20 protein-coding genes are annotated in these 20,675 nt (G+C 62.1%); 7 read left to right on the top strand and 13 right to left on the bottom strand.

Annotated features, from left to right (window positions below; all coding sequences use genetic code 11):
* Positions 1-65 precede the first annotated feature (65 nt).
* Positions 66-1,163 carry a recombinase RecA gene (recA, locus tag CIT31_RS31105; RefSeq protein WP_008875470.1) on the bottom strand — a complete coding sequence of 366 codons (1,098 nt, stop codon included), beginning with the start codon at positions 1,161-1,163 and terminating at the stop codon, positions 66-68.
* A 274-nt stretch (positions 1,164-1,437) separates the two neighbouring features.
* Between recA and CIT31_RS31110 the strand changes: the two genes are divergently transcribed.
* Positions 1,438-2,376, top strand: a complete 939-nt coding sequence (locus tag CIT31_RS31110; RefSeq protein WP_095521672.1) for a carbohydrate kinase family protein — start codon at positions 1,438-1,440, stop codon at positions 2,374-2,376.
* A gap of 19 nt (positions 2,377-2,395) precedes the next feature.
* Here the strand turns inward: CIT31_RS31110 and CIT31_RS31115 are convergent, their stop codons facing one another.
* Positions 2,396-2,719, bottom strand: a complete 324-nt coding sequence (locus tag CIT31_RS31115; RefSeq protein ID WP_029353596.1) for a TfoX/Sxy family protein — start codon at positions 2,717-2,719, stop codon at positions 2,396-2,398.
* Positions 2,720-2,813: 94 nt separating this feature from the next.
* On the opposite strand from CIT31_RS31115, the gene CIT31_RS31120 reads away from it, so the two are divergent.
* Positions 2,814-3,311, top strand: a complete 498-nt coding sequence (locus CIT31_RS31120; RefSeq protein WP_095521673.1) for a GFA family protein — start codon at positions 2,814-2,816, stop codon at positions 3,309-3,311.
* An 87-nt stretch (positions 3,312-3,398) separates the two neighbouring features.
* On the opposite strand, the gene sufA is transcribed toward CIT31_RS31120, so the two are convergent.
* The 8 genes from sufA to CIT31_RS31160 all read right to left on the bottom strand — a co-directional run bounded on the left by sufA (position 3,399) and on the right by CIT31_RS31160 (position 10,855).
* Complete coding sequence (gene sufA, locus CIT31_RS31125; protein ID WP_095521876.1) at positions 3,399-3,779, bottom strand: Fe-S cluster assembly scaffold SufA; 381 nt, start codon at positions 3,777-3,779, stop codon at positions 3,399-3,401.
* 110 nt (positions 3,780-3,889) lie between these two features.
* A complete protein-coding gene (locus tag CIT31_RS31130; protein ID WP_095521877.1) occupies positions 3,890-4,282 on the bottom strand; it encodes an SUF system Fe-S cluster assembly protein in 393 nt (130 codons plus the stop codon).
* Positions 4,283-4,287: 5 nt separating this feature from the next.
* Positions 4,288-5,529 (bottom strand): cysteine desulfurase, encoded by a 1,242-nt coding sequence (locus CIT31_RS31135; RefSeq protein ID WP_095521674.1) that lies wholly within the window; start codon positions 5,527-5,529, stop codon positions 4,288-4,290.
* A 93-nt stretch (positions 5,530-5,622) separates the two neighbouring features.
* Positions 5,623-6,891, bottom strand: coding sequence for a Fe-S cluster assembly protein SufD (sufD, locus tag CIT31_RS31140; RefSeq protein ID WP_095521878.1), 1,269 nt, complete (start codon positions 6,889-6,891; stop codon positions 5,623-5,625).
* A gap of 40 nt (positions 6,892-6,931) precedes the next feature.
* Entirely contained in the window at positions 6,932-7,687 is a 756-nt protein-coding gene (sufC, locus tag CIT31_RS31145) for a Fe-S cluster assembly ATPase SufC (RefSeq protein ID WP_095521879.1), read from the bottom strand.
* The gene (locus CIT31_RS31150) at positions 7,687-7,968 is read right to left on the bottom strand and encodes a hypothetical protein (RefSeq protein ID WP_095521675.1); all 282 of its coding nucleotides are present in this window, start codon (positions 7,966-7,968) and stop codon (positions 7,687-7,689) included. The genes sufC and CIT31_RS31150 overlap by 1 nt, the downstream gene beginning before the upstream one ends.
* Before the next feature lie 4 nt (positions 7,969-7,972).
* Positions 7,973-9,490 (bottom strand): Fe-S cluster assembly protein SufB, encoded by a 1,518-nt coding sequence (sufB, locus tag CIT31_RS31155; RefSeq protein ID WP_095521676.1) that lies wholly within the window; start codon positions 9,488-9,490, stop codon positions 7,973-7,975.
* 186 nt (positions 9,491-9,676) lie between these two features.
* Complete coding sequence (locus CIT31_RS31160; protein ID WP_095521880.1) at positions 9,677-10,855, bottom strand: cysteine desulfurase family protein; 1,179 nt, start codon at positions 10,853-10,855, stop codon at positions 9,677-9,679.
* A 258-nt stretch (positions 10,856-11,113) separates the two neighbouring features.
* Here CIT31_RS31160 and CIT31_RS31165 point away from each other — a divergent pair, with 258 nt between their 5' ends.
* Together CIT31_RS31165 and CIT31_RS31170 are read left to right on the top strand one after the other, a co-directional pair.
* Positions 11,114-11,788 (top strand): alpha/beta hydrolase, encoded by a 675-nt coding sequence (locus tag CIT31_RS31165; protein WP_065008118.1) that lies wholly within the window; start codon positions 11,114-11,116, stop codon positions 11,786-11,788.
* 5 nt (positions 11,789-11,793) lie between these two features.
* The gene (locus CIT31_RS31170; protein ID WP_095521677.1) at positions 11,794-12,462 is read left to right on the top strand and encodes an FMN-binding negative transcriptional regulator; all 669 of its coding nucleotides are present in this window, start codon (positions 11,794-11,796) and stop codon (positions 12,460-12,462) included.
* A gap of 113 nt (positions 12,463-12,575) precedes the next feature.
* Here CIT31_RS31170 and CIT31_RS31175 read toward each other — a convergent pair whose 3' ends face one another.
* Positions 12,576-12,908: a lipid-A-disaccharide synthase N-terminal domain-containing protein gene (locus CIT31_RS31175; protein WP_029353575.1), complete on the bottom strand. Its 333-nt coding sequence runs from the start codon at positions 12,906-12,908 to the stop codon at positions 12,576-12,578.
* Entirely contained in the window at positions 12,901-13,629 is a 729-nt protein-coding gene (locus CIT31_RS31180) for a glycosyltransferase family 2 protein (RefSeq protein ID WP_095521881.1), read from the bottom strand. Before CIT31_RS31180 ends, CIT31_RS31175 begins: the two co-directional genes overlap by 8 nt.
* 321 nt (positions 13,630-13,950) lie before the next feature.
* Here CIT31_RS31180 and tyrS point away from each other — a divergent pair, with 321 nt between their 5' ends.
* Complete coding sequence (tyrS, locus tag CIT31_RS31185) at positions 13,951-15,204, top strand: tyrosine--tRNA ligase (RefSeq protein ID WP_095521678.1); 1,254 nt, start codon at positions 13,951-13,953, stop codon at positions 15,202-15,204.
* 13 nt (positions 15,205-15,217) lie between these two features.
* Here tyrS and CIT31_RS31190 read toward each other — a convergent pair whose 3' ends face one another.
* Positions 15,218-18,601 carry a YhdP family protein gene (locus CIT31_RS31190; protein WP_095521679.1) on the bottom strand — a complete coding sequence of 1,128 codons (3,384 nt, stop codon included), beginning with the start codon at positions 18,599-18,601 and terminating at the stop codon, positions 15,218-15,220.
* Between the two features lie 95 nt (positions 18,602-18,696).
* Here CIT31_RS31190 and CIT31_RS31195 point away from each other — a divergent pair, with 95 nt between their 5' ends.
* Positions 18,697-19,164, top strand: a complete 468-nt coding sequence (locus CIT31_RS31195; protein WP_095521882.1) for a peroxiredoxin — start codon at positions 18,697-18,699, stop codon at positions 19,162-19,164.
* Positions 19,165-19,350: 186 nt separating this feature from the next.
* Positions 19,351-20,625, top strand: coding sequence for a M23 family metallopeptidase (locus CIT31_RS31200; protein WP_095521680.1), 1,275 nt, complete (start codon positions 19,351-19,353; stop codon positions 20,623-20,625).
* Positions 20,626-20,675: the final 50 nt, after the last annotated feature.

The following is a 20,675-nucleotide window of genomic DNA, read 5'->3' on the forward strand; positions in this document are numbered from 1 at the left end:
CGATACACCAACTCAATTCGGGATACGCGAACTCAAACGGGTAACTTTGACTGGCAGCCTGTATCCTACATCGCGCCCGCTTCGTCCTCGAAACCATCGTCTCCGCCTTCGGAACCGCCATTTTCGAGGAATTTCTCGGCGATCAGCCCGGCATTCTGCCTCAGCGCCAGCTCGATCTCGCGTGCCGTGTCGGGATTGTCGCGCAGGAACAGTTTTGCGTTCTCGCGGCCCTGGCCGAGACGCTGCGAATTATAGGAGAACCAGGCGCCCGACTTCTCGACCACGCCGGCCTTGACGCCGAGGTCGACCAGCTCGCCGGTCTTGGACACGCCCTCGCCATACATGATGTCGAACTCGACCACCTTGAAGGGCGGCGCCAGCTTGTTCTTGACCACCTTGACGCGGGTCTGGTTGCCGACGACCTCGTCGCGGTCCTTGACCGAGCCGATGCGGCGAATGTCGAGGCGCACCGAAGCATAGAATTTCAGCGCGTTGCCGCCGGTCGTGGTCTCGGGCGAACCGAACATCACGCCGATCTTCATGCGGATCTGGTTGATGAAGATGACCATGGTGTTGGAGCGCGAGATCGAGGCGGTCAGCTTGCGCAGCGCCTGGCTCATCAGGCGGGCCTGCAGGCCGGGCAGTGAATCGCCCATTTCGCCCTCGATTTCGGCGCGCGGCGTCAGCGCCGCGACCGAATCGACCACCAGCACGTCGATGGCGCCGGAACGCACCAGCGTGTCGCAGATCTCCAGCGCCTGTTCGCCGGTATCGGGCTGCGAAATCAGCAGATTTTCGAGGTCGACGCCGAGCTTGCGCGCATAGACCGGATCGAGCGCGTGCTCGGCATCGACAAAGGCGCAGATGCCGCCCTTCTTCTGGGCTTCGGCCACCGTGTGCAGCGCCAGCGTCGTCTTGCCCGAGCTTTCCGGCCCATAGATCTCGACGATGCGGCCGCGCGGCAGGCCGCCGACGCCAAGCGCGATGTCGAGGCCAAGCGAACCGGTCGGCACCGTTTCGATCTCGACGACCTGCTCGTTTGCGCCGAGCCGCATGATCGAGCCCTTGCCGAAGGCACGCTCGATTTGCGACAGCGCCGCATCCAGAGCCTTTGATTTATCCACTGCTTTGTCCTCTACAAGCCGCAAAGAATTCTGAGCCATGATACATCACCCCTTGGTCGTCAATGAAGGCCGGACAATCCGTAATCCTTATTAATTTGTACCTTTTTTGTTCTCGTCTGGCAAGGGGAGACAAACGTTTGAAAAACAAACAATATCCGGATTTGTTCTTTTTTTGTTTCGTGTTTTCACTCCAGGATGCATCCCGCTTCACCCGCAGGATCGTGCTGGCATCTTTCGAATCGCGCCTCCGGTTGCCGGGTTCCGCCGGACACCCTAGTCTTTGCCCGGCAACAGCAAAGGTCTCCTCCCAGGCATGATGAAGTCGCCGACAATCCTGGCCGTAGGCGGCGCCTATATAGATCGGCGCGGCCAGGTTTCGGGCGCCTTTGTGCCGGCGGCGTCGAATCCCGGCACGATGCGCGAGGCCGTCGGCGGCGCCGTCTTCAATGCTCTGCGCGGCGCCGTGCGGCGCGGCGTCTCCGGCTCGCTGCTTTCGGTGCGCGGCGGCGATGTTCTGGCCGACACGGTCTCGCGCGCCATCGCTGCGGCCGGCATTGCCGATCTATCCGTGGTGTTCCTCGATCGCACGACGCCGAGCAACACGACGATAATCCACGGCGACGGCGCGCTGATCGTCGGCCTTTCCGACATGGCGCTCTACGACCTGGCGCTTCCCAAGCAGATCCGCCGTGCCAAGGTGCGTGAGGCGATCAGCACCGCCGATGCGGTCCTGTGCGACGCCAACCTGCCGTCGACGGCGCTGGAGCGGCTGGTGGCGCTTGCCGCCGGCAAGCCGGTCTTCGCCCTCGCCGTCTCACCAGACAAGGCGGTGCGGTTCGCGCCGGTGCTTGGCAGCCTGGCGATGGTCTTCATGGACCGGCGCGAGGCCATCGCACTCGCCGATGTCGGTATCGACACGGCGGAGCGTGATATCATCGACCGCCTGAGGCGCGCCGGCCTCAAATATGGCGTGGTGAGGTCGGATGACGGTCCGGTGCTGGGTTTCGACGAGGCCGGCGCCTTCTCGATCCCGCCGCCAAGAAAAGTCACTGGCGTCGCCGCGGATGCGCTGGCGGGCGCAACGGTCGCCGCCCTGCTGCGCGGCCTGACGCTGCGCGCGGCGCTGCGTGACGGCGTTGCCGCGGCAATGCTTGCGATCGAAAGTGCCGAACTTGTGCCGGTCTTTACGGCAGCAGACTTTGCCGACGCGCTGGCCCTTGTGCCCGAGCCGCAGAAAATTGGCATGAGTTGATGACCAGTGGAGAGGCCGCCTATTTGCCGGCACGCAGCCCCGCCTCATAGGCCCGGCGCGCCCAGACCGCCATCTCGTCCGGATCGTCGAAGGCGCTGTCGGGAATGCTCCAATACGGCATGGACACGAGCTTGCCGTGCCGCGAGCCGGTGTAGGTCCATTGCCGGCAGCCGGCCGCTTCGAATTCGGGCGCGCTTTCCGAGTCGGCCTTCAGCATCAATTCGCCACGGATGACGATGGCGACGATGACGCCGTCGAAGTAGATGCCCTTGCCGCCGAACATCTTGCGAATGCTGACTGGGCCGAGGCCTTCGAAAAGTTCGGCAATGCGTTCATTGTCCATGCCGCGATCATGTCACCCCGGATTTCCCCTTGTCATCGCCGCAACCAAAACCATGCTGACAAGTTGAGAGCCAAATTCTTCGGAGTCCCTCATCATGCCGCTTTTGCTCAAAGGGTCCTGCCGGTGCGATGCCGTCCGCTTCGAGGTGGAAAGCCACACGCCGGTGCCGTTCATGCTTTGCTACTGCTCGATCTGCCGCAAGCAGCAGGGCGGCGGCGGCTTTGCCATCAATCTCGGTGCCGATTTCGATACGCTGAAAATCAAGGGCAAGCGCAACCTTGGCGTCTATCAAGCCGAGATCGAAGACGACGAGCATCCACAATGCGAGATCTCGTCAGGCGAGCGGAATTTCTGCAGGAAATGCGGATCGGCACTCTGGCTCTACGATCCGACGTGGCCGGAGCTGGTCCACCCATTTGCATCGGCGATCGACACAGACCTGCCGAAACCGCCTGAAAAGGTGCACCTCATGCTGAAATACAAAGCGAACTGGGTCGAGCCCGAGATCGGCGAGGGCGACAGGGTCTTCGATATCTATCCGGAAGAATCGATCGCCGGATGGCACAAACGAACGGGAATGTGGGTGGATTAGGTCCTTCCCGTTTACGGAGAGAAGATGCTCTGCCCCTCATCTGGCCCTTCGGGCCACCTTCTCCCCGTAAACGGGGACAAGGGAAGATCAGGCCGAAGCGCGCGCCTCGGCCAGTGCCTTCAGATCGGCCGGTTTCAACTCGACCGATTCGCCGCAGCCGCAGGCCGAGCTCTGGTTCGGGTTGCGGAAGGTGAAGCCGGTGCGCAGCGTCGTCTGCTCGAAATCCATCTCGGTGCCGAACAGGAAAAGTGCGGCCTCGGGGGCGACGTAAACATGGGCGCCGTCGCGCTCGACATGATCGTCCTTGGCATTCGGCTCGGTCACCAGGTCGACCGTATATTCCATGCCGGCGCAGCCGCCCTTCTTGATGCCAAGGCGAATGCCGTACGCACTCTCACGGGTCGCGACGATCTCGCGCACCCGGTCGGCGGCCTTTTCGGTCATCGTGATGACGGCAAAGCGTCCCATCTTGTCTTTCTCCATTGCGCGCAGGTTCAAGGCCTGCCGAATGATTCCTCACCTAAAATGGTGAAATTCTCTGCCTGGCGCAAGTGCACCAATCTTTGTCATATCCGGTGCTAGTACCAACCCACCGCGACCTGTGCCTCTTCCGACATGCGGTCGGGTGACCAGGGCGGATCGAAGGTCATGGTGACCTCGACGCCTGAAAGGCCCTCCACGGCGCCGACGGCATTTTCCACCCAGCCCGGCATTTCGCCGGCCACCGGACAGCCAGGCGCGGTCAGCGTCATGTCGATCTTGACCGAGCGGTCGTCCTCGATGTCGATCTTGTAGATCAGGCCAAGCTCGTAGATGTCGGCCGGGATTTCCGGGTCGTAGACCGTCTTCAGCGCCGAGACGATGTCGTCGGTCAGCCGCGCCAGTTCGTCGGCGGGAATGGCCGAGGCGGAAACCAGACCGTTGGCAGTCGTTTCCGAAGTGGTCTCAGCGGTGCGACCTGCATCATCCATGATAGTCATCCGAAGAATTTTCGCGCTTTTTCGAGCGCATCGGCCAAAGCGTCGACTTCGGCCCTGGTATTATACATGCCGAACGATGCCCTGCATGTGGAAGTTACGCCGAAGCGTTTCAACAGCGGCTGGGCGCAATGGGTGCCGGCGCGGACAGCAATACCCTGCCGGTCGATCACCATCGATACGTCATGCGCATGAATACCCTGCAGTTCGAAGGAGATGATGGCGCCCTTATCAGGCGCATCGCCGAAGATGCGCAGCGAATTGATGGCGCGCAGCCGCTCATGCGCATAGTCCTTCAAATCCGCCTCATGGGCGGCGATGCGCTCGCGACCGATCTTTTCCATGTATTCCAGCGCAGCGCCCAGCCCGATCGCCTGCACGATCGGCGGCGTGCCAGCCTCGAAACGGTGCGGCGGATCGTTGTAGGTGACGATGTCTTGCGTCACCTCCTCGATCATTTCGCCGCCGCCCATGAACGGGCGCATGCGCTCCAGCATGTCCTTCTTGCCATAGAGCACGCCGATGCCCGAAGGACCGTAGACCTTGTGGCCGGTGAAGACGAAGAAATCGCAATCGAGATCCTCGACGTCGATCGGCATATGCACGGCGCTCTGGCTGCCGTCGACCAGCACCGGAATGCCGCGTGCGTGCGCGATGCGGACGATCTCCTTGATCGGCGTCACCGTGCCCAGTGCATTCGACATGTGCGTGATGGCGACCAGTTTTGTGCGATCAGTCAGCCGCTTCTCGAACTCCTCGATGTGGAAGACGCCGAGATCGTCGACCGGCACCCAGACCAGGTTGGCGCCCTGCCGCTCGCGGATGAAATGCCACGGCACGATATTGGAATGGTGCTCCATGATCGAAAGCACGATCTCGTCGCCCTCGCCGATATTCGGCATGCCGAAGCCGTAGGCGACGGTGTTGATCGCCGCGGTGGTGTTCGAGGTGAAGACGATGTTGTCGGTGCTTGGCGCGTTGAGAAACCTCTGCACTATCTTCCGCGCGTTCTCATAGGCGTCGGTGGCGGCATTCGACAGGAAATGCAGCCCGCGATGAACGTTGGCATATTCCTGGGAATAAGCGTGCTGGATGGTGTCGAGCACGACCTGCGGCTTCTGCGCCGAGGCGCCGTTGTCGAGATAGACCAACGGCTTGCCGTAGACTTCCCGCGACAGGATCGGGAAGTCGCGGCGGATCGCCTCGACGTCGTAGGGGATGTTTTCGACTTTCTGGTCCATCACAACTTCATCGCCTCATTCCGTCCAACACCCTCGTCCGTCTCGGCGCTACGCGCCGATCCACCTTCTCCCACAAGGGGAGAAGGGAAGGCGCTAGCCGTGCGCCACGAACCAGCCGTCGAGCCTTGCCTCCAGCGCCTCGACAATCGCCTCGTCGTCCAGCTCCTCAATCACCTCGGCAACGAAGGCCTTGACCAGAAGGCCGCGCGCGGTCTTCTCGTCGATGCCGCGGGCCATCAGGTAGAACAGATGGCTATGGTCGATCTCGGTGACGGTCGCGCCATGGCCGCAGACGACATCGTCGGCGAAGATTTCGAGCTCAGGCTTGGTCGAGAACTCGCCGTCATCCGACAGAAGCAGCGTGTTGCAGGCCATCTTGGCGTTGGTCTTCTGCGCATATTGGTGGACGTTGATGCGCCCCTGGAAGATGCCGCGCGCCTTGCCGGTAACCACATTGCGGATTACTTCCGTCGAAGCCGTGTGCGGCACGGCATGGTCGAGCACCATGGTCACGTCCGTATGAGTGTCACCGGCAAGCAGGTTGATGCCGCGCAGCGTGAAATCGGCGCCTTCGCCTGTCGTCTTGACCACGATCTCCTGGCGCACCAGCTTGCCGCCGGCATTCATCACGAACAGCGTCAGCTTCGCATTCTTGCCGAGATGCGCCTTGAACTGGGCAAGATGCGTGGCCGTATCCGGCTGCTCCTGCACGATCAGCCACGTCACGTCGGCGCCCTCGCCAAGCAGAAGCTGGCTGACCGAGCTGACGAGTGCGGCGCCCTCGCCCGCCTGGCGCTCGACGATAACAGCCTTGGCGCCGGCGCCGACGCGGACGCCCAAGCGCACATGCGTCTGGCCGCCGGCCTGCAGGTTCTGCAGTTCGATCGGCTTGTCCAGTTCGGTGCCGTCGGAGATGTCGACAAAATAGCCGTCTGCAACGAAAGCGGTGTTCAGAGCGCCGATTGCATCGTCGGTGCCATACGGATCGAGCCCAGGTGCTGCGCTGCCGTCGGTCAGCTTCTCCGACAGGCGCTGCACCGCAACGCCATCAACCGTCGGCAGCTTCGTGCTCGAGACGCCGTTCAGGACTGGCAGAACGGCAGAGCCTTCAACGATCGGTGCGATCGCCTTGGCGGCAGCCGCGGGATCGAAGTCCGGCACCGAAGCCAGCAGGCGACGCAGGTCGGTGTAGTGCCAGGATTCGATGCGCCGCGTCGGCAGGCCGCTCTTGATCGCCTCGATGGCGTCGTCGCGCTTCAGCATCACCGTGCCGTCGCCGGGCAGCAGCGAGAGCCGGTCGCTGAAGGCGTCGATCAGCGCCGTTTCGGCTGGCGTTCGCTGGGGTGTCGTATGTATATTCATCAGTTTCGCCTTGCCTAGCTTTGTCTCGCCTTCTGGCATCTCACGCGGCTTGGCCGATCACGCCGGCATAGCCATTGGCCTCGAGATCGAGCGCCAGCGACTTGTCGCCCGATTTGATCACCTGGCCCCTGTAGAGCACGTGCACAGTATCCGGCTCGATGTGTTGGAGCAGGCGCTGGTAGTGGGTGATGATGACGATGGCGCGGTCGGGCGAGCGCAGCGCGTTGACGCCGTCCGAGACGATCTTCAGCGCATCGATGTCGAGACCTGAGTCTGTCTCGTCGAGCACGCACAGGTTCGGCTCCAGGAGTTTCATCTGCAAGATCTCGGCGCGCTTCTTCTCGCCGCCGGAAAAGCCGACATTGAGCGGCCGCTTCAGCATCGCCATGTCCATGTTGAGCGAGGCGGCGGCGTCCTTCACCCGCTTCAGGAATTCGGGGATCTTCAGCGGTTCCTCGCCGCGCGCCTTGCGCTGCTCGTTCATCGCCACCTTCAAAAATTCCATTGTCGCGACGCCCGGTATTTCCATCGGATACTGAAAGGCGAGAAAGATGCCTGATGTTGCGCGCTCGGCCGGATCCATTTCGAGGATCGACTGGCCGTTGTAGAGGATATCGCCTTCGGTGACCTCATAATCCTCGCGCCCGGCGAGGATGTAGGACAGCGTCGACTTTCCCGAGCCGTTCGGTCCCATGATCGCGGCGACCTCGCCGGCCTTCACCGTCAGGTTGAGGCCGCGGATAATCTCGGTGCCGTCGTCGACAATGCGGGCATGCAGGTTCTTGATCTCAAGCATCATTTTCTACTTTCGTGTTCTTGTTGTTTCTCGACGCTCGGTCCCTGACGGGATCTCCCTAAAAGCGCGCCCGCAAGATCGCCAGTAACGAACATCCAGCCAAAAATCCCAACCGCGCCTAGGCCCGCGATCGAACCACCAATATTCTTTACCGAACTCAAGCCAAACATTGCGCCTATCAGAGCCACCACGGCACCTCCAATAGCGAGCGTCAACGAGCGCATCAGAACGACTATCAAGCTCTCGATACGCTCGAAGAATTTCCAAGAGCGCCGTTCCATCTAATCAACCCACGCTGCCTTCCAGCGAGATCCCAATCAGCTTCTGCGCCTCGACGGCGAACTCCATCGGCAGCTGCTGGATGACGTCCTTGACGAAGCCGTTGACTATCAGCGCGATCGCCTCTTCTTCCGGGATGCCGCGCTGCATGACGTAGAATTTCTGGTCTTCGGAAATTTTCGACGTCGTCGCCTCATGCTCGAACTTCGCCGTCGCGTTCTTGGCTTCCATGTAGGGCACGGTGTGCGCGCCGCACTGATCACCGATCAGCAGCGAGTCACAGTTGGTGAAGTTGCGGGCGTTGGTCGCCTTGCGGTGCGCCGAAACCTGTCCGCGATAGGTGTTCTGCGAAAGGCCGGCGGCGATGCCCTTGGAGATGATGCGGCTCGACGTGTTCTTGCCGAGATGAATCATCTTGGTGCCGCTATCGACCTGCTGGTAGCCGTTTGACACGGCGATCGAATAGAACTCGCCGCTGGAATCGTCGCCGCGCAGGATGCAGCTCGGATATTTCCAGGTGATGGCCGAGCCGGTCTCGACCTGCGTCCACGATATCTTCGAACGATGGCCACGGCAGTCGCCGCGTTTGGTGACGAAATTGTAGATGCCGCCCTTGCCCTCGGCGTCGCCGGGGTACCAGTTCTGCACCGTCGAATATTTGATCTCGGCATCGTCGAGCGCGATCAATTCGACCACGGCGGCGTGAAGCTGGTTCTCGTCGCGCTGCGGCGCCGTGCAGCCTTCGAGATAGGAGACGTAAGCCCCCTCCTCGGCGATGATCAGCGTACGCTCGAACTGGCCGGTATTCTTCTCGTTCATGCGGAAATAGGTCGACAGTTCCATCGGGCAGCGCACGCCCTTGGGCACGAAGACGAAGGAGCCGTCTGTGAACACCGCCGAATTCAGTGTCGCGTAGAAATTGTCGGAGGTCGGCACGACCGAACCGAGATATTTCTTCACCAGTTCCGGGTGCTCGCGGATCGCTTCCGAGATCGAACAGAAAATGACGCCGGCCTGCGCCAGCTCCTTCTTGAAGGTGGTGACGACGGACACCGAATCGAACACCGCGTCGACGGCGACGCGGCCCGACTTGTAGACATTGTCGCTGGGTTCCTCGAGTTCCGACGCGTCGGTCTTCTGCACGCCGGCGAGGATTTCCTGTTCCTTCAGCGGAATGCCGAGCTTTTCGTAGACCCTCAAGAGCTCGGGATCGACGTCGCTCAGCGATGTCGGTCCCGGCGTGCTCTTGGGCGCCGCATAGTAGTAGAGGTCCTGGAAATCGATCTTCGGATAATGGACGCGCGCCCACTTCGGCTCGTCCAGCGTCACCCAGCGCCGATAGGCTTCCAGACGCCATTCCAGCATCCAGGACGGCTCGTCCTTCTTCGCCGAAATGAAGCGGATAATGTCTTCGCTCAGGCCCTTTGGGGCCTTGTCCATCGCGATTTCGGTCTGGAATCCGTATTTATACTGATCGACGTCGATCTTTCGGACCCGATCGATCGTGTCCTGCACAGCAGGCATATGCGTTCTCCATCCACGCCGGGGTCAAGGCCCGACAGTTTTCAAACTATGGCACCGCGAAACGAGTGCCCATGGGCAACCAAGGCGGCGTAAGTTCCATATAGTGCATCCCTGCCGGAAATTCACCCGGCCACCATGAAACGCACGGCTCTACCAGGCCCGAAGGCCTGCATCATTCTGCCGCACTCAGGCAGCTTTTTCCCTGCCCGCCGCTTCCTTACCGGCTTGCCGCGAGGCGATACCTGACAGTGCCTTGCGGAACAACTCGACATCCTCGGCACTCGTTGCGTGGCCGATGGACACGCGCAAAGCGCCAAGGCTATCACTGTACCCCATGGCTTTCAGGACATGGCTCGGGCCGACCTTGCCCGACGAACAGGCGGAACCGGCCGACAGCGCCACGCCGGCGAGGTCGAAGGCGATCTGCGCCGTCTCGGCCTTGGTGCCCGCAATAGCGAAGAATGTCGTATTGGCAAGCCTCGGCGCGCCGGTTCCGAAGATTTCCGCATCTGGCACCAGCGTTTTCACGATGGCCTCGATCTCGTCGCGGCGGCGACCGACCGCATCGATGCTCTTCAATCCGATCAGGGCTTCCAGCGCCGCCGCGCCAAAACCGGCGATCGCGGCTAGGTTTTCGGTGCCGCCACGGTGGCCCTTTTCCTGGCCACCGCCGGCGATCAAGGGTCTTGGCATCATCAGGTCCGAGGCGGCGATGATGGCGCCAGCGCCCTTGGGACCGCCGATCTTGTGCGAAGACAGAATCAGGTAGTCGGCGTAACCCGCTGACAAATCGAGCGGAATGCGGCCGGCGGCCTGCACGGCGTCGATGATCAGAATGCCGCCCGCCGCCTTGACGATTTCGGCGATGCGCTCGACCGGCTGGATGATGCCGGTCTCGTTATTGGCAGCGTGGATCGCCACCAGCGGCAGGCCGTCTGCCTTGTCATGACGGCCAAGTGCCGCCGCCAACGCGTCCAGCCTGACAATGCCGTCGGTGTCGACGTCGATGCGTGTCACCTGGGCTGCCGGAAAGCGCCCGCCATTCAGCACACAAGGATGATCGGCTTCGCAGACATAGAGCCGGCTCATGCGGATAGTGCCGCGCCCCATCTGCCAATCCGGCGTCAGCAGCGTCGAGGCGGCTTCCGTCGCACCGGAGGTGAACACGACATGCTCGGCGCTGGCGTTGACCAGCGTCGCCACATCGCGCCTTGCATTCTCGATCAGCCGCCGTGCGGCGCGACCCTCGGCATGGACCGATGCCGGGTTGGCGGCAGTATCGAGCGCGGCAATCATTGCCGTGCGCGCCGCGGCAAGCAGCGGCGCACTGGCATTGTAGTCGAGATAGGCGCGTCTTCCGGCCATTTTCGTTTCGATCGGTCCCTTCAAGAGCCATTCCGCGAGGATAGCGCGTTATTTCCTTGAAATTGCAAGGCAAGCCGTCCTATTTACGCGACTTGCGGCGCGGATGGCCGAACCACGATGTTTTGGCCACCCAGTTTTGAACAATTCTAAACTAGCTTCTAGAAAGACGCTCGCCCTGCGTCAAGGCCTGGGAAGACTGGGGGCCAGAGGAAAAGTTGTTCCGGGCGCCGCGCATTCATATGCCATGTGGAGTATTTTATGCCTGAGGTCATTTTCACCGGTCCGGCCGGCCGCCTGGAGGGTCGCTACCAGCCTTCCAAGGAAAAGAGCGCGCCGATTGCCATCATCCTGCACCCGCACCCCCAGTTCGGCGGCACGATGAACAACAAGATCGTCTATGACCTCTTCTACATGTTCCAGAAGCGGGATTTCACCACGCTTCGCTTTAATTTCCGCGGCATCGGCCGCAGCCAGGGCGAATTCGACCACGGCACCGGCGAATTGTCGGATGCGGCCGCGGCACTTGATTGGGTGCAGTCGCTGCATCCTGATTCCAAGAGCTGCTGGGTCGCCGGCTATTCGTTTGGCGCCTGGATCGGCATGCAGCTTCTGATGCGCCGGCCGGAGATCGAAGGCTTCATCTCGATCGCGCCGCAGCCCAACACCTATGATTTCTCGTTCCTGGCCCCCTGCCCGTCGTCCGGCCTCATCATCCATGGCGACGCCGACAAGGTCGCGCCGCCAAAGGATGTGCAGGGGTTGGTCGACAAATTGCACACGCAAAAGGGCATCACCATCACCCAGAAGACCTTGCCCGGGGCCAACCATTTCTTCTCCAACGACGCGGACCTCCTGCTCCAGGAATGCGCGGACTATCTCGATCGCCGGCTGGCCGGCGAGTTATCCGACCCGCGGCCGAAACGGTTGAGATAACAGCGATGTACCAGCCCCCGCATTTCCAGGAAACGCGGCAGGACGTGCTGCACGGGCTGATCCGGGCGCATCCGCTTGGCCTGCTGATTTCAAATGGAGCCGAGGGGCCGGTCGCGAACGCGATCCCGTTCCTGCTCGACGCCCCCTCCCTGCGCAACGCAGAGGCGCCGCCGAACGGCAGGCTGCGCGCCCATCTGGCGAGAGCCAATCCGCAATGGCGCCTGCTGGCCGACAACCCGGCATCGCCTGTGCTGGTCGTCTTCCAGGGCACCGAGGCCTATGTGACGCCGTCCTGGTACGAGACCAAGCGCGAGACCGGGAAGGTCGTGCCGACCTGGAACTACGCCATTGTCCAGGTGCGCGGTGCAGTTAGAGTGATCGAGGACCAGGATTGGCTGGCCCGACAGATTTCCGATCTGACGGTAGCACAGGAAGCCGCTCGCAAAGCACCTTGGGCGGTGACCGACGCACCAGCCAGCTTCATCCAGTCGCAGATCAAGGGCATTGTCGGGCTGGAAATCGAGATCACGGACATGCAAGGCAAGTGGAAGGTCAGCCAGAACCGGCCAATAGCCGACCGTAGCGGTGTCGCCGAGGGGCTCGAGAGCGAGGGCTCGAACTCGCCCGACATGGTCCGGCTTGTACGATCCTACGGCGGACTGGACGACAGGTAGCACCGACCTTGTGCAAGGTCGCAGCCCGGAACTCCCAGGGATTTGCTGCGGCCAGGAAGGCATCGGTGTCGACCTTGCCGGCTTGCGCCACGTCGCGCTGACAGGCAGGTCGCTCAATCGACCTTCGTCATCGCCGCCTTGCGCTCGTTGGCGATCAGCCACAGGTTGCGGATGTAGATGAACAGTCCCAGGGCCTGGCCGGCGATGAACACCGGATCCTGCCGCTGGATGGCGTAGATCAGCAGCAGGCTGCCGCCGAACAGCGAAAAGAACCAGAAAGCGATCGGCACGACGCTGCGCTTGGCTTTTTCCGATGCGACCCACTGCACGACGAAGCGCATGCTGAAAAAGAACTGGGCGACAAAGCCGAGCAGAATCCACGTATCGAACTGCTTGACGAAGACGTCGTGAAGCCAGGTCGCCAGTTCCTGAAGCACGTTAGCCATGCCGGATTTCCACTGTTTTTGGCATTCTGCGGCGCCGGCGGCGCAGCCACCAAACACCGGCGAGATCAAGTACCCCTTGCAGGCCGCGATCGAAAATTCCGTAATTAGACTTGCCGTGGCGGCGAGAGCGGTCGACGACGTCGCAATGCACGACGCGATACCCCTCCTGGATGACGAAGGCCGGAACAAAGCGGTGCGTGCCGTCGAAGAACGGTAATTTCCTAAGGATATCGGTATGGATCGCCTTCAGGCCGCAGCCCGTGTCGCGGGTCTCGTCATGCAGGACGGCCTTTCTCAGCCAGTTGGCGAAACGGGACGCCAGTTGCTTGATCTTGCTGTCGCGACGCTTCAGGCGCTGCCCTTGCGCAACACCGAAACCGGGACCGGCCTGCCGCAGCGCATCGACCAGCACCGGAATATATTTGGGATCGTTCTGGCCGTCGCCGTCAATCATGGCGACGATATCGCCGCGGGCCGCCCACGCGCCCGAACGCACAGAGAGAGACTGGCCGGCGGATTTCTCATGCCGGAGGTGGCGAAGCGGAAACGGGCGAAGCACTGCCTGGGCGGCAAGCACCGAGGTGGTCTCATCGGTCGAACCATCATTGACGACGATCACCTCGAAGTCGCGCCCGACCATTGCCGCCCCGATCTCGTCAAGCAGAAGCGGCAGGTTCGCCGCCTCGTTCCGGCAGGGAATGACGATGGATATCTCCGGCATTTCGGGTCGGGCTCTGTCATAGGATATGGCATCCGATTCGATGCCGTGCGGTGCCGTCCAGCGGGTCGTGTGTGGCAAGAATCCGCTGGCGCGGCGCCTCATTACGCCAGCCCAAACGATGAAGCAAGGATTCAGCCGGAAGGCGAGCTTGCGCCGTTTCACGACCCCGTGATTGCGTTCGCACCGAACCGGTCATGTAAAACGCGACCGGACGCAAAACCGGATTCCCCTTTTGCTGACCGCGCTTGGATGCTAAACGCCCCGCGTTCACGCATACCACGCCCGATCCGCTTCGGTTGGGCGCTTTCGGGAAAGAAAAAAATGTCCGCCTTAAAATCCGATTTCCTGCGCATTATGAGCGAGCGCGGTTTCATCCACCAGATTTCGGATGATGCCGGCCTCGACCAGCTTTTCGCCAAGGAAACGGTGACCGCCTACGTCGGTTACGACGCCACGGCGACCAGCCTGCATATCGGCAATCTGATTTCCGCGACCATGCTCTACTGGCTGCAGGAAACCGGCCATCGGCCGATCGCGCTGATGGGCGGCGGCACCTCGATGATCGGCGACCCTTCCTTCCGCGACGATCAGCGCAAGCTTTTGACGCCTGAGGCCATCGCGACCAACATCGATGGTATCAAGCGTATCTTCGGCCGCATTCTGCGTTTCGGGGACGGTGCGGGCGACGCGATCATGGTCAACAATGCGGACTGGCTGATGAAGCTCAACTATGTCGAATTCCTGCGCGATGTCGGCCGGCATTTTTCGGTCAACCGCATGCTGACCTTCGACAGCGTCAAGCTGAGGCTCGAGCGCGAACAATCGCTGTCGTTCCTCGAATTCAACTATATGATCCTGCAGGGCTACGATTTCGTCGAGCTCAGCCGGCGATATGGCTGCCGTCTGCAGATGGGCGGATCGGACCAGTGGGGCAACATCATCAACGGCGTCGATCTCGGGCACCGCATGGGTACGCCGCAGCTTTATGCCCTGACCACACCGCTGCTGACGACGTCGTCAGGCGCCAAGATGGGCAAATCGGCCAAAGGCGCGGTCTGGCTGAACGGCGATCTCTATTCGCCCTATGATTTCTGGCAGTACTGGCGCAACTCCGAGGACGCCGACGTCGCGCGCTTCCTCAAGATTTTCACCCGCCTGCCGCTCACCGAGATCGCGCGGCTCGCCGCGCTTGGCGGCTCGGAGATCAACGAGGCCAAGAAGGTCCTGGCCACGGAAACGACGGCCATCGTGCACGGCCGCGAGGCAGCCGAAGAAGCCGAGGAAACCGCGCGCAAGACGTTTGAAGAAGGCGCGCTGGCCGAAACGCTGCCGACCGTGGAGGTCGGCAAGGCCGATCTGCAAAGCGGAGTCGGCATATTGTCGCTGTTCGTCACCGCCGGGCTTGCCGCGTCCAACGGCGAGGCGCGGCGACATATCCAGGGCGGCGCCGTGCGGCTGAACGACCAATCAGTGTCCGACGATCGCCGGTTGGTCACACTTCAGGATCTCGGCCCGGAGCAAGTCGTAAAACTGTCGCTCGGCAAGAAAAAACACGTTCTGGTGCGGCCGGTCTGACCAGCCGGCCGCCTCACCGGTACTCGAAGATCGACCTGAATATTCCGGGCGCGATCACCGACAGCGGGTTGACGTCCAGTTTCGGCTTGTTGGCATCGCCCCTGAGCCGGTAGGTCACGCCGATCAGGCCGCGATCGCGGCCATTGCCGAGCAGCGCGCCGAAGAGCGGCAGTTCGCCGAAGATGCGGTTGAGGCCATAGACCGGCATGAACGTGCCGGTCATGTCCATGTTATTGTTCTGGTCATAGAGCGTGCCCTGGAAAGTGGTGCCGATACGCGGGCCGCGCAGCACGCCATTGGCCAGCTTGAGATAACCGGCGCCCTTTTCGATCTCGGAAAAGCCGCGCTCGAACTTCACTCTCGACGTGTCGATGTTGGCTTTGACAGCTTCGTTGAGGCTGCGGCTGTCGCCCGCCGGCGTCGTCGATACGAGCGAGGCGAGTTTCGGCTCGTTGACCACGAAGAAGTTGTGCGAGTCGACCTGGCCCCTCATCGGCCCATCGCTTGCCCCGGTGAGCGCCAGCGTGATCGAACCGCCCTCCATATGCCCGTAGATGTTGAGGAACCGCAGGATGGCGCCGGCATCGGCCGACGTCACGTTGAGGGCGCGCCTGCCGGCGCCGGTCGTATTGCTGATGCTTATGGCAGCACCCGAACTTGCCGTGGCGCTCACCTTGAGCCCGTTCACCCTGGAGCCGGCGGCGCTGTAGTCGAGCTTCAGGTTCGACAGTCTCTCGTTGTGGAAGCCGGTCAGGGAATTGACATCGGCACTCACCGAAATCGCGTCGGACCCCGTGGCCTTGGTGGCGGTGTCGACATCGGACGTGAATTGCTTGATCAGCGAGCGCGCGTCCAGCGCGTTGCCGCTGATGTCGACCGCGTAGCCCTTGCCCGATCGTTTCACTGACACGGCAACGTTGTCTCCCCGGTTCAACGTGACCTTGCTGAACCGCGCCGAGGACAGGGCGCCGTTGACCAGCACCACGCCGCCGTCGATTGAAAAAGTCTTTCCATCCAGGTCGAAGTCGGACAGCGTCGTGGTGTCGTCGGACTTGGCCATGGCAAATGTGACATTGGCTGGAATGCCGGGTCCCTTGCTCCAGCCTGCCCAGGGAATATCCAGCCTGGCATTGGTCAGATCCGCCGAAACAGTCTGGTCGCCCGTGCCGCTCTTGTCGATCGCAACCTTGATGGTTCCGGAAAGCAGCGGCGACAGGCCAGGCATGGCGGCTGCACGCATCTTGTCGTCGAGCACCAGCGCCACTTTCCGGCTGCGTGGCGGTCCGCCATCCCTGAGCGGCTCGATCAGGTCGAGTTCGGCTGGAATGCCGTTGAGCAGCGCCTTGGCTGATATCACGGCCTTCTCGGGTTCGACCGTGATCGAACCATCGGCGTCCGTCACCGTCTGGTCTTCGAACGGCCTGCCCAGCGACAGGTCTTTGTAATCGAGCGTCACCAGCCAATCGAGTTTCGAGCTGTCGACGCCGGACTGCAGCGGAATGTCCGCCTTGACGTGGCCGGTCACCGTGCCGGACAGTTCGTCCGGCAGCAGGCCGACATGGCGCATGGCATTGATCGGCTCGTAGGAGGCGAGTTCGGCGATTGCCGACGCCTCCCCGGCGACGTCGATATCGAGCGCGCCGATCACCGGCGGGCGGTTCGCCGCTTTGATCTTCAACGTACCGTTGCTTGCCGCCACCGTGCGGCCGCTGGCCATATAAACGTTGCCCGAGGACAAAGCGACGTCAACGTCATTGCCGTAGAATTCGACAACACCGACGGCATCGCGTATCGGCGGAATGTGACCGGCCGTATCGAAGCGCGATCCTTCGATCTGGAAACGGCCGAACACTTCATCTGATGAAAGCGGTATCCCGTTGCCCAGGCGCCCGGGCACGACCTGGAACTGCAGGCTCGCGTCGACGACGCGGCCGCCGAACAGGTTCTTCAGCACCCAAAGGCGAGCATTTCGCGCGGAAAACCAGGGCCACAACTGCTTGACATGCGAGACCGGCATGTCGTGGACATTGAAGGCAACAGATATGCCAGGCACCTTTCCCCTAGCGAACTCGACCGAAGCCGTGCCCAGCGCCTCGCTGGCGGCGCCGGACCTGATCCCGATCTGCTCGGCCACGAGCTTGCGGCTCCTGGTCTGGTAGACGCCGGCGACGCGGGCGATGAAATCGAGCGCGGGTTCGGACGATTCCGAAGGCGACAGCGTCGAGCCGTCGCTGGTCAGGTCGTAGCGGTAGGATGGCTCCTCGCCCGCTGTCCCTGTCGCAGGCTTCGGTCCGATCGAACCGGCGAAATTGAAAATCGAGCGACCGGTTTTCAACAGCAGCTTATCGACCTGGATCTTGTTCGAACCGGCGACAAGCGTGGCATCGAGATCGATGTCTGCTGGAAGCGAGCCGCGGGAGCCAAAATCTAGCACGGAACCGGCGAACGACAACGAGGCCGCCAGCCGCGACGCATTCTCGCCGGATCCTTCCGATCCCGCCAGCTTCAAGGCAATCGCGCCCAGCGTCCCGCCTGGCGCTGCCGCAGCCCCGTTAACCTCCGCTATCTCGACGCTGGCATCCAAAGCCGTCACGCGCCGCGTCGTCGTATCCCGGGTCGCTGAGGCGGTGATCGTGAGTGCCCTGCCGTCGACCTCCGCGTCGGACGAAAACTCCATGCCGCCCGGCCCCGACTGCCCAACGGTGGCATCTGTGATCCTGACCAGTTTGACCGACCCGGCCTCGGGCAGAACGACGTCGACATTGCGGAGGTCGATCCGGCGCATCGAATCCTCGCGCACCGCATCGAGCGCGTGGTTGACGCTGGCAAAGACCGTGCCGGCCAGTCTTTCCGGGTCGATGAGGCCGTCTTCATTGCGCAGCGCCGCCGTCCAGTCGCCACCCGACGGCAGCGCCGCCATAACGATGCGCGCATCGGAAATCCTGGCGCTGGTAAGCCGCACCTCGCCCGAAAGCAGCGGTATCAGCCTTATGCCGAAGCGGACACGCCCAGCATCGGCCATCGGTTTGCCGTCGGCGGTCTTGAGGCTGACGTCGCTGACCTGTAGCGCGATGAAGCTCGATCCGTCGAGCGTGAGACGGGCCGGTCCGACCGCAACATCGACATCGACGCCGGCCAATTTCTCGATGGCCGTTTCCGCTTCGGCCCGCAGCCGCTCGGCGCCGAAACCGGACATGCCGATCGCATACACAGCGGCGGTGGCCAGCAGCACAAGCACCACAAGGCCGGCAAACAGCCGCGCAAGAATACGAACGCCGCGGCCGATCGACGCCTGGCCGAGCGGCGGTACGCGGCACGCGGACGGGAAGGCACCCAGGTCGGTGATCTCATCACGCCTGAATCTGATCTTCTCGTGCTGCGGCTGCTCCTGATCCACACAATTTTCCGTTGAACGAACTCGACCGTGGACGAATCCCGGTGCGACAATATATCGATGAGGCTTCGCGCGTAACCTTAAACAAGGGCACCGATATGGCGGATCTCGACCTCGGCGACCTTGCGCCGCAGTTCGACCTTCCCCGCGACGGCGGCGGCTCGCTCAGCCTCGCGTCATTGCTGGGGAAGCCGGTCGTGCTTTACTTCTATCCACAAGACGACACCACAGGCTGTACCAATGAGGCGATCGGCTTTTCGCAGTTGAAGCCGGAGTTCGAAAAGCTCGGCGCCGCCGTCATCGGCCTGTCGCCGGACAGCGTCCGAAAACACGACAAATTCAAATCAAAATATGACCTGACCGTCGACCTCGTCGCCGACGAGGAGCGCAAGGTGATCGAAGCCTATCATCTGTGGGTCGAGAAGAAGCTCTATGGCCGCCGTTATATGGGCGTAGAGCGCGCAACGTTCCTGATCGGCAGCGACGGACGGATTGCCAAGATATGGCGGAACGTACGAGTTAAAGGCCATGCCGAGGCGGTGCTGGAGGCCGTCCGCGCGCTCTGATAGCGACGTTGGCTGTGGGCTGAGAGCCCCATGTGAGGCATGAAGCGCTGAGCCTGCGCCTCATGCCCTCATGCCAATCCAGCTGCAACCCATGGGCTGCAAGGAGCTGGGCGCCAGCAACCGACCGTTAACCTTAATGATGTGTAGTCAGGCTTGTCGTTGGTATCGTAATGAAAGCTTGGTCCCGTGAACGTAGCCAGTCAGTCAACGGTCTTCGGCAGGCGCAAGGAGCCCCACACGGTCATTATCGCCCGGGGCAACGAGGTCAGGCATTTCACGATACGTCCATGGGTTGCCGCATTTTGCGGCTCCGCGCTGGCGGCGATGGCCATAGGCTACCTGCTGGCGACCTCCTATCTCGTGCTGCGCGACGACCTGATCGGCGCGACCACGGCACGGCAGGCCCGCATGCAGCAGGCCTATGAGGACCGCATCTCCGCGCTGCGCGCCCAGGTCGACCGGATCACCAGCCGTCAGCTTCTCGACCAGCAGCTCATGGAAACCAAAGTTGGCGAACTGCTGGAACGACAGACCCAGCTCAGCCTGCGCCATGGCCGCCTCGGCCCACTCCTCGAACGCGGCGAGAGCGAAGTCGGAACGCCACCTGCCGCAGGCACTGCTGCGTCCGCAAAGCCGGAAAAACGCGCCGACGTAGCCGACGCCCAGCCGCGGTCCTATTCGGTTGCCAGCGTCGCCGGCGATACCAGGCCGTTCTCCCTGTGGTCGACCCGCTCCGATCCGCTGCCGAGCGATACGGCGGCCGATCGTGCCGACAAGCTGTTCGTATCGATCAGGGAGTCGCTCAAGGCCATAGAGAGCCAGCAGCTCACCCGCATCACCACGCTTGCCGACAACGCCTACAGAAACGCCGATGCAATCTCTCAGGCGCTCGAGGCGGCTGGCCTGCCGGTCGACAGCGATTTCGGCATGAGCGATACCGGCGGTCCGCTGATACCACTCGACAGTTCGATGACGTTCGACAGCAAGGTAAGGGAACTCGACGAGGCGCTGGACGCGCTCGATCGTCTGAAGACGGAGGCGCGACGGCTGCCGCTCGCCAATCCCGCCCCCGGTCGCTCGGTCACCAGCCCGTTCGGCGTGCGCACCGATCCGCTCCTCGGCACCGCCGCGCTGCATTCGGGGATGGATTTCAGGGCGCCGACCGGAATGCCTGCCAAGGTGACGGCGCCCGGCGTCGTCGTCAAGGCCGGCTGGAACGGCGGCTATGGCCGCATGGTCGAGGTCGACCATGGCAATGGCTTTGCGACGCGCTATGGGCATCTCAGCAAAATCAACGTGACCGTCGGCAAGAGACTCAATGCCGGCGACGTCATCGGTAAGACCGGCAGCAGCGGCCGCTCGACCGGCCCGCATCTGCATTACGAGATCCGCCACAATGGCGAAGCCATCGACCCGCTGCGCTTCCTAAGGGTCGGCAAGAAGGTCGCGCAGTATCTCTGAAGCCCGCATCTTCTTCATTAAGACAGATCTGGCCGTTTTCCATCTGATAG

This window comes from Mesorhizobium wenxiniae (genome assembly GCF_002284535.1).
GTDB classification, from domain to species: domain Bacteria; phylum Pseudomonadota; class Alphaproteobacteria; order Rhizobiales; family Rhizobiaceae; genus Mesorhizobium; species Mesorhizobium wenxiniae.

Coding starts and splice junctions, on each gene's coding strand:
- recA (WP_008875470.1), bottom strand. CDS start 1,163: ATGGCTCAGAATTCTTTGCGGCTTGTAGAGGACAAAGCAGTGGATAAA.
- CIT31_RS31110 (WP_095521672.1), top strand. CDS start 1,438: ATGATGAAGTCGCCGACAATCCTGGCCGTAGGCGGCGCCTATATAGAT.
- CIT31_RS31115 (WP_029353596.1), bottom strand. CDS start 2,719: ATGGACAATGAACGCATTGCCGAACTTTTCGAAGGCCTCGGCCCAGTC.
- CIT31_RS31120 (WP_095521673.1), top strand. CDS start 2,814: ATGCCGCTTTTGCTCAAAGGGTCCTGCCGGTGCGATGCCGTCCGCTTC.
- sufA (WP_095521876.1), bottom strand. CDS start 3,779: ATGGGACGCTTTGCCGTCATCACGATGACCGAAAAGGCCGCCGACCGG.
- CIT31_RS31130 (WP_095521877.1), bottom strand. CDS start 4,282: ATGGATGATGCAGGTCGCACCGCTGAGACCACTTCGGAAACGACTGCC.
- CIT31_RS31135 (WP_095521674.1), bottom strand. CDS start 5,529: ATGGACCAGAAAGTCGAAAACATCCCCTACGACGTCGAGGCGATCCGC.
- sufD (WP_095521878.1), bottom strand. CDS start 6,891: ATGAATATACATACGACACCCCAGCGAACGCCAGCCGAAACGGCGCTG.
- sufC (WP_095521879.1), bottom strand. CDS start 7,687: ATGCTTGAGATCAAGAACCTGCATGCCCGCATTGTCGACGACGGCACC.
- CIT31_RS31150 (WP_095521675.1), bottom strand. CDS start 7,968: ATGGAACGGCGCTCTTGGAAATTCTTCGAGCGTATCGAGAGCTTGATA.
- sufB (WP_095521676.1), bottom strand. CDS start 9,490: ATGCCTGCTGTGCAGGACACGATCGATCGGGTCCGAAAGATCGACGTC.
- CIT31_RS31160 (WP_095521880.1), bottom strand. CDS start 10,855: ATGGCCGGAAGACGCGCCTATCTCGACTACAATGCCAGTGCGCCGCTG.
- CIT31_RS31165 (WP_065008118.1), top strand. CDS start 11,114: ATGCCTGAGGTCATTTTCACCGGTCCGGCCGGCCGCCTGGAGGGTCGC.
- CIT31_RS31170 (WP_095521677.1), top strand. CDS start 11,794: ATGTACCAGCCCCCGCATTTCCAGGAAACGCGGCAGGACGTGCTGCAC.
- CIT31_RS31175 (WP_029353575.1), bottom strand. CDS start 12,908: ATGGCTAACGTGCTTCAGGAACTGGCGACCTGGCTTCACGACGTCTTC.
- CIT31_RS31180 (WP_095521881.1), bottom strand. CDS start 13,629: ATGCCGGAGATATCCATCGTCATTCCCTGCCGGAACGAGGCGGCGAAC.
- tyrS (WP_095521678.1), top strand. CDS start 13,951: ATGTCCGCCTTAAAATCCGATTTCCTGCGCATTATGAGCGAGCGCGGT.
- CIT31_RS31195 (WP_095521882.1), top strand. CDS start 18,697: ATGGCGGATCTCGACCTCGGCGACCTTGCGCCGCAGTTCGACCTTCCC.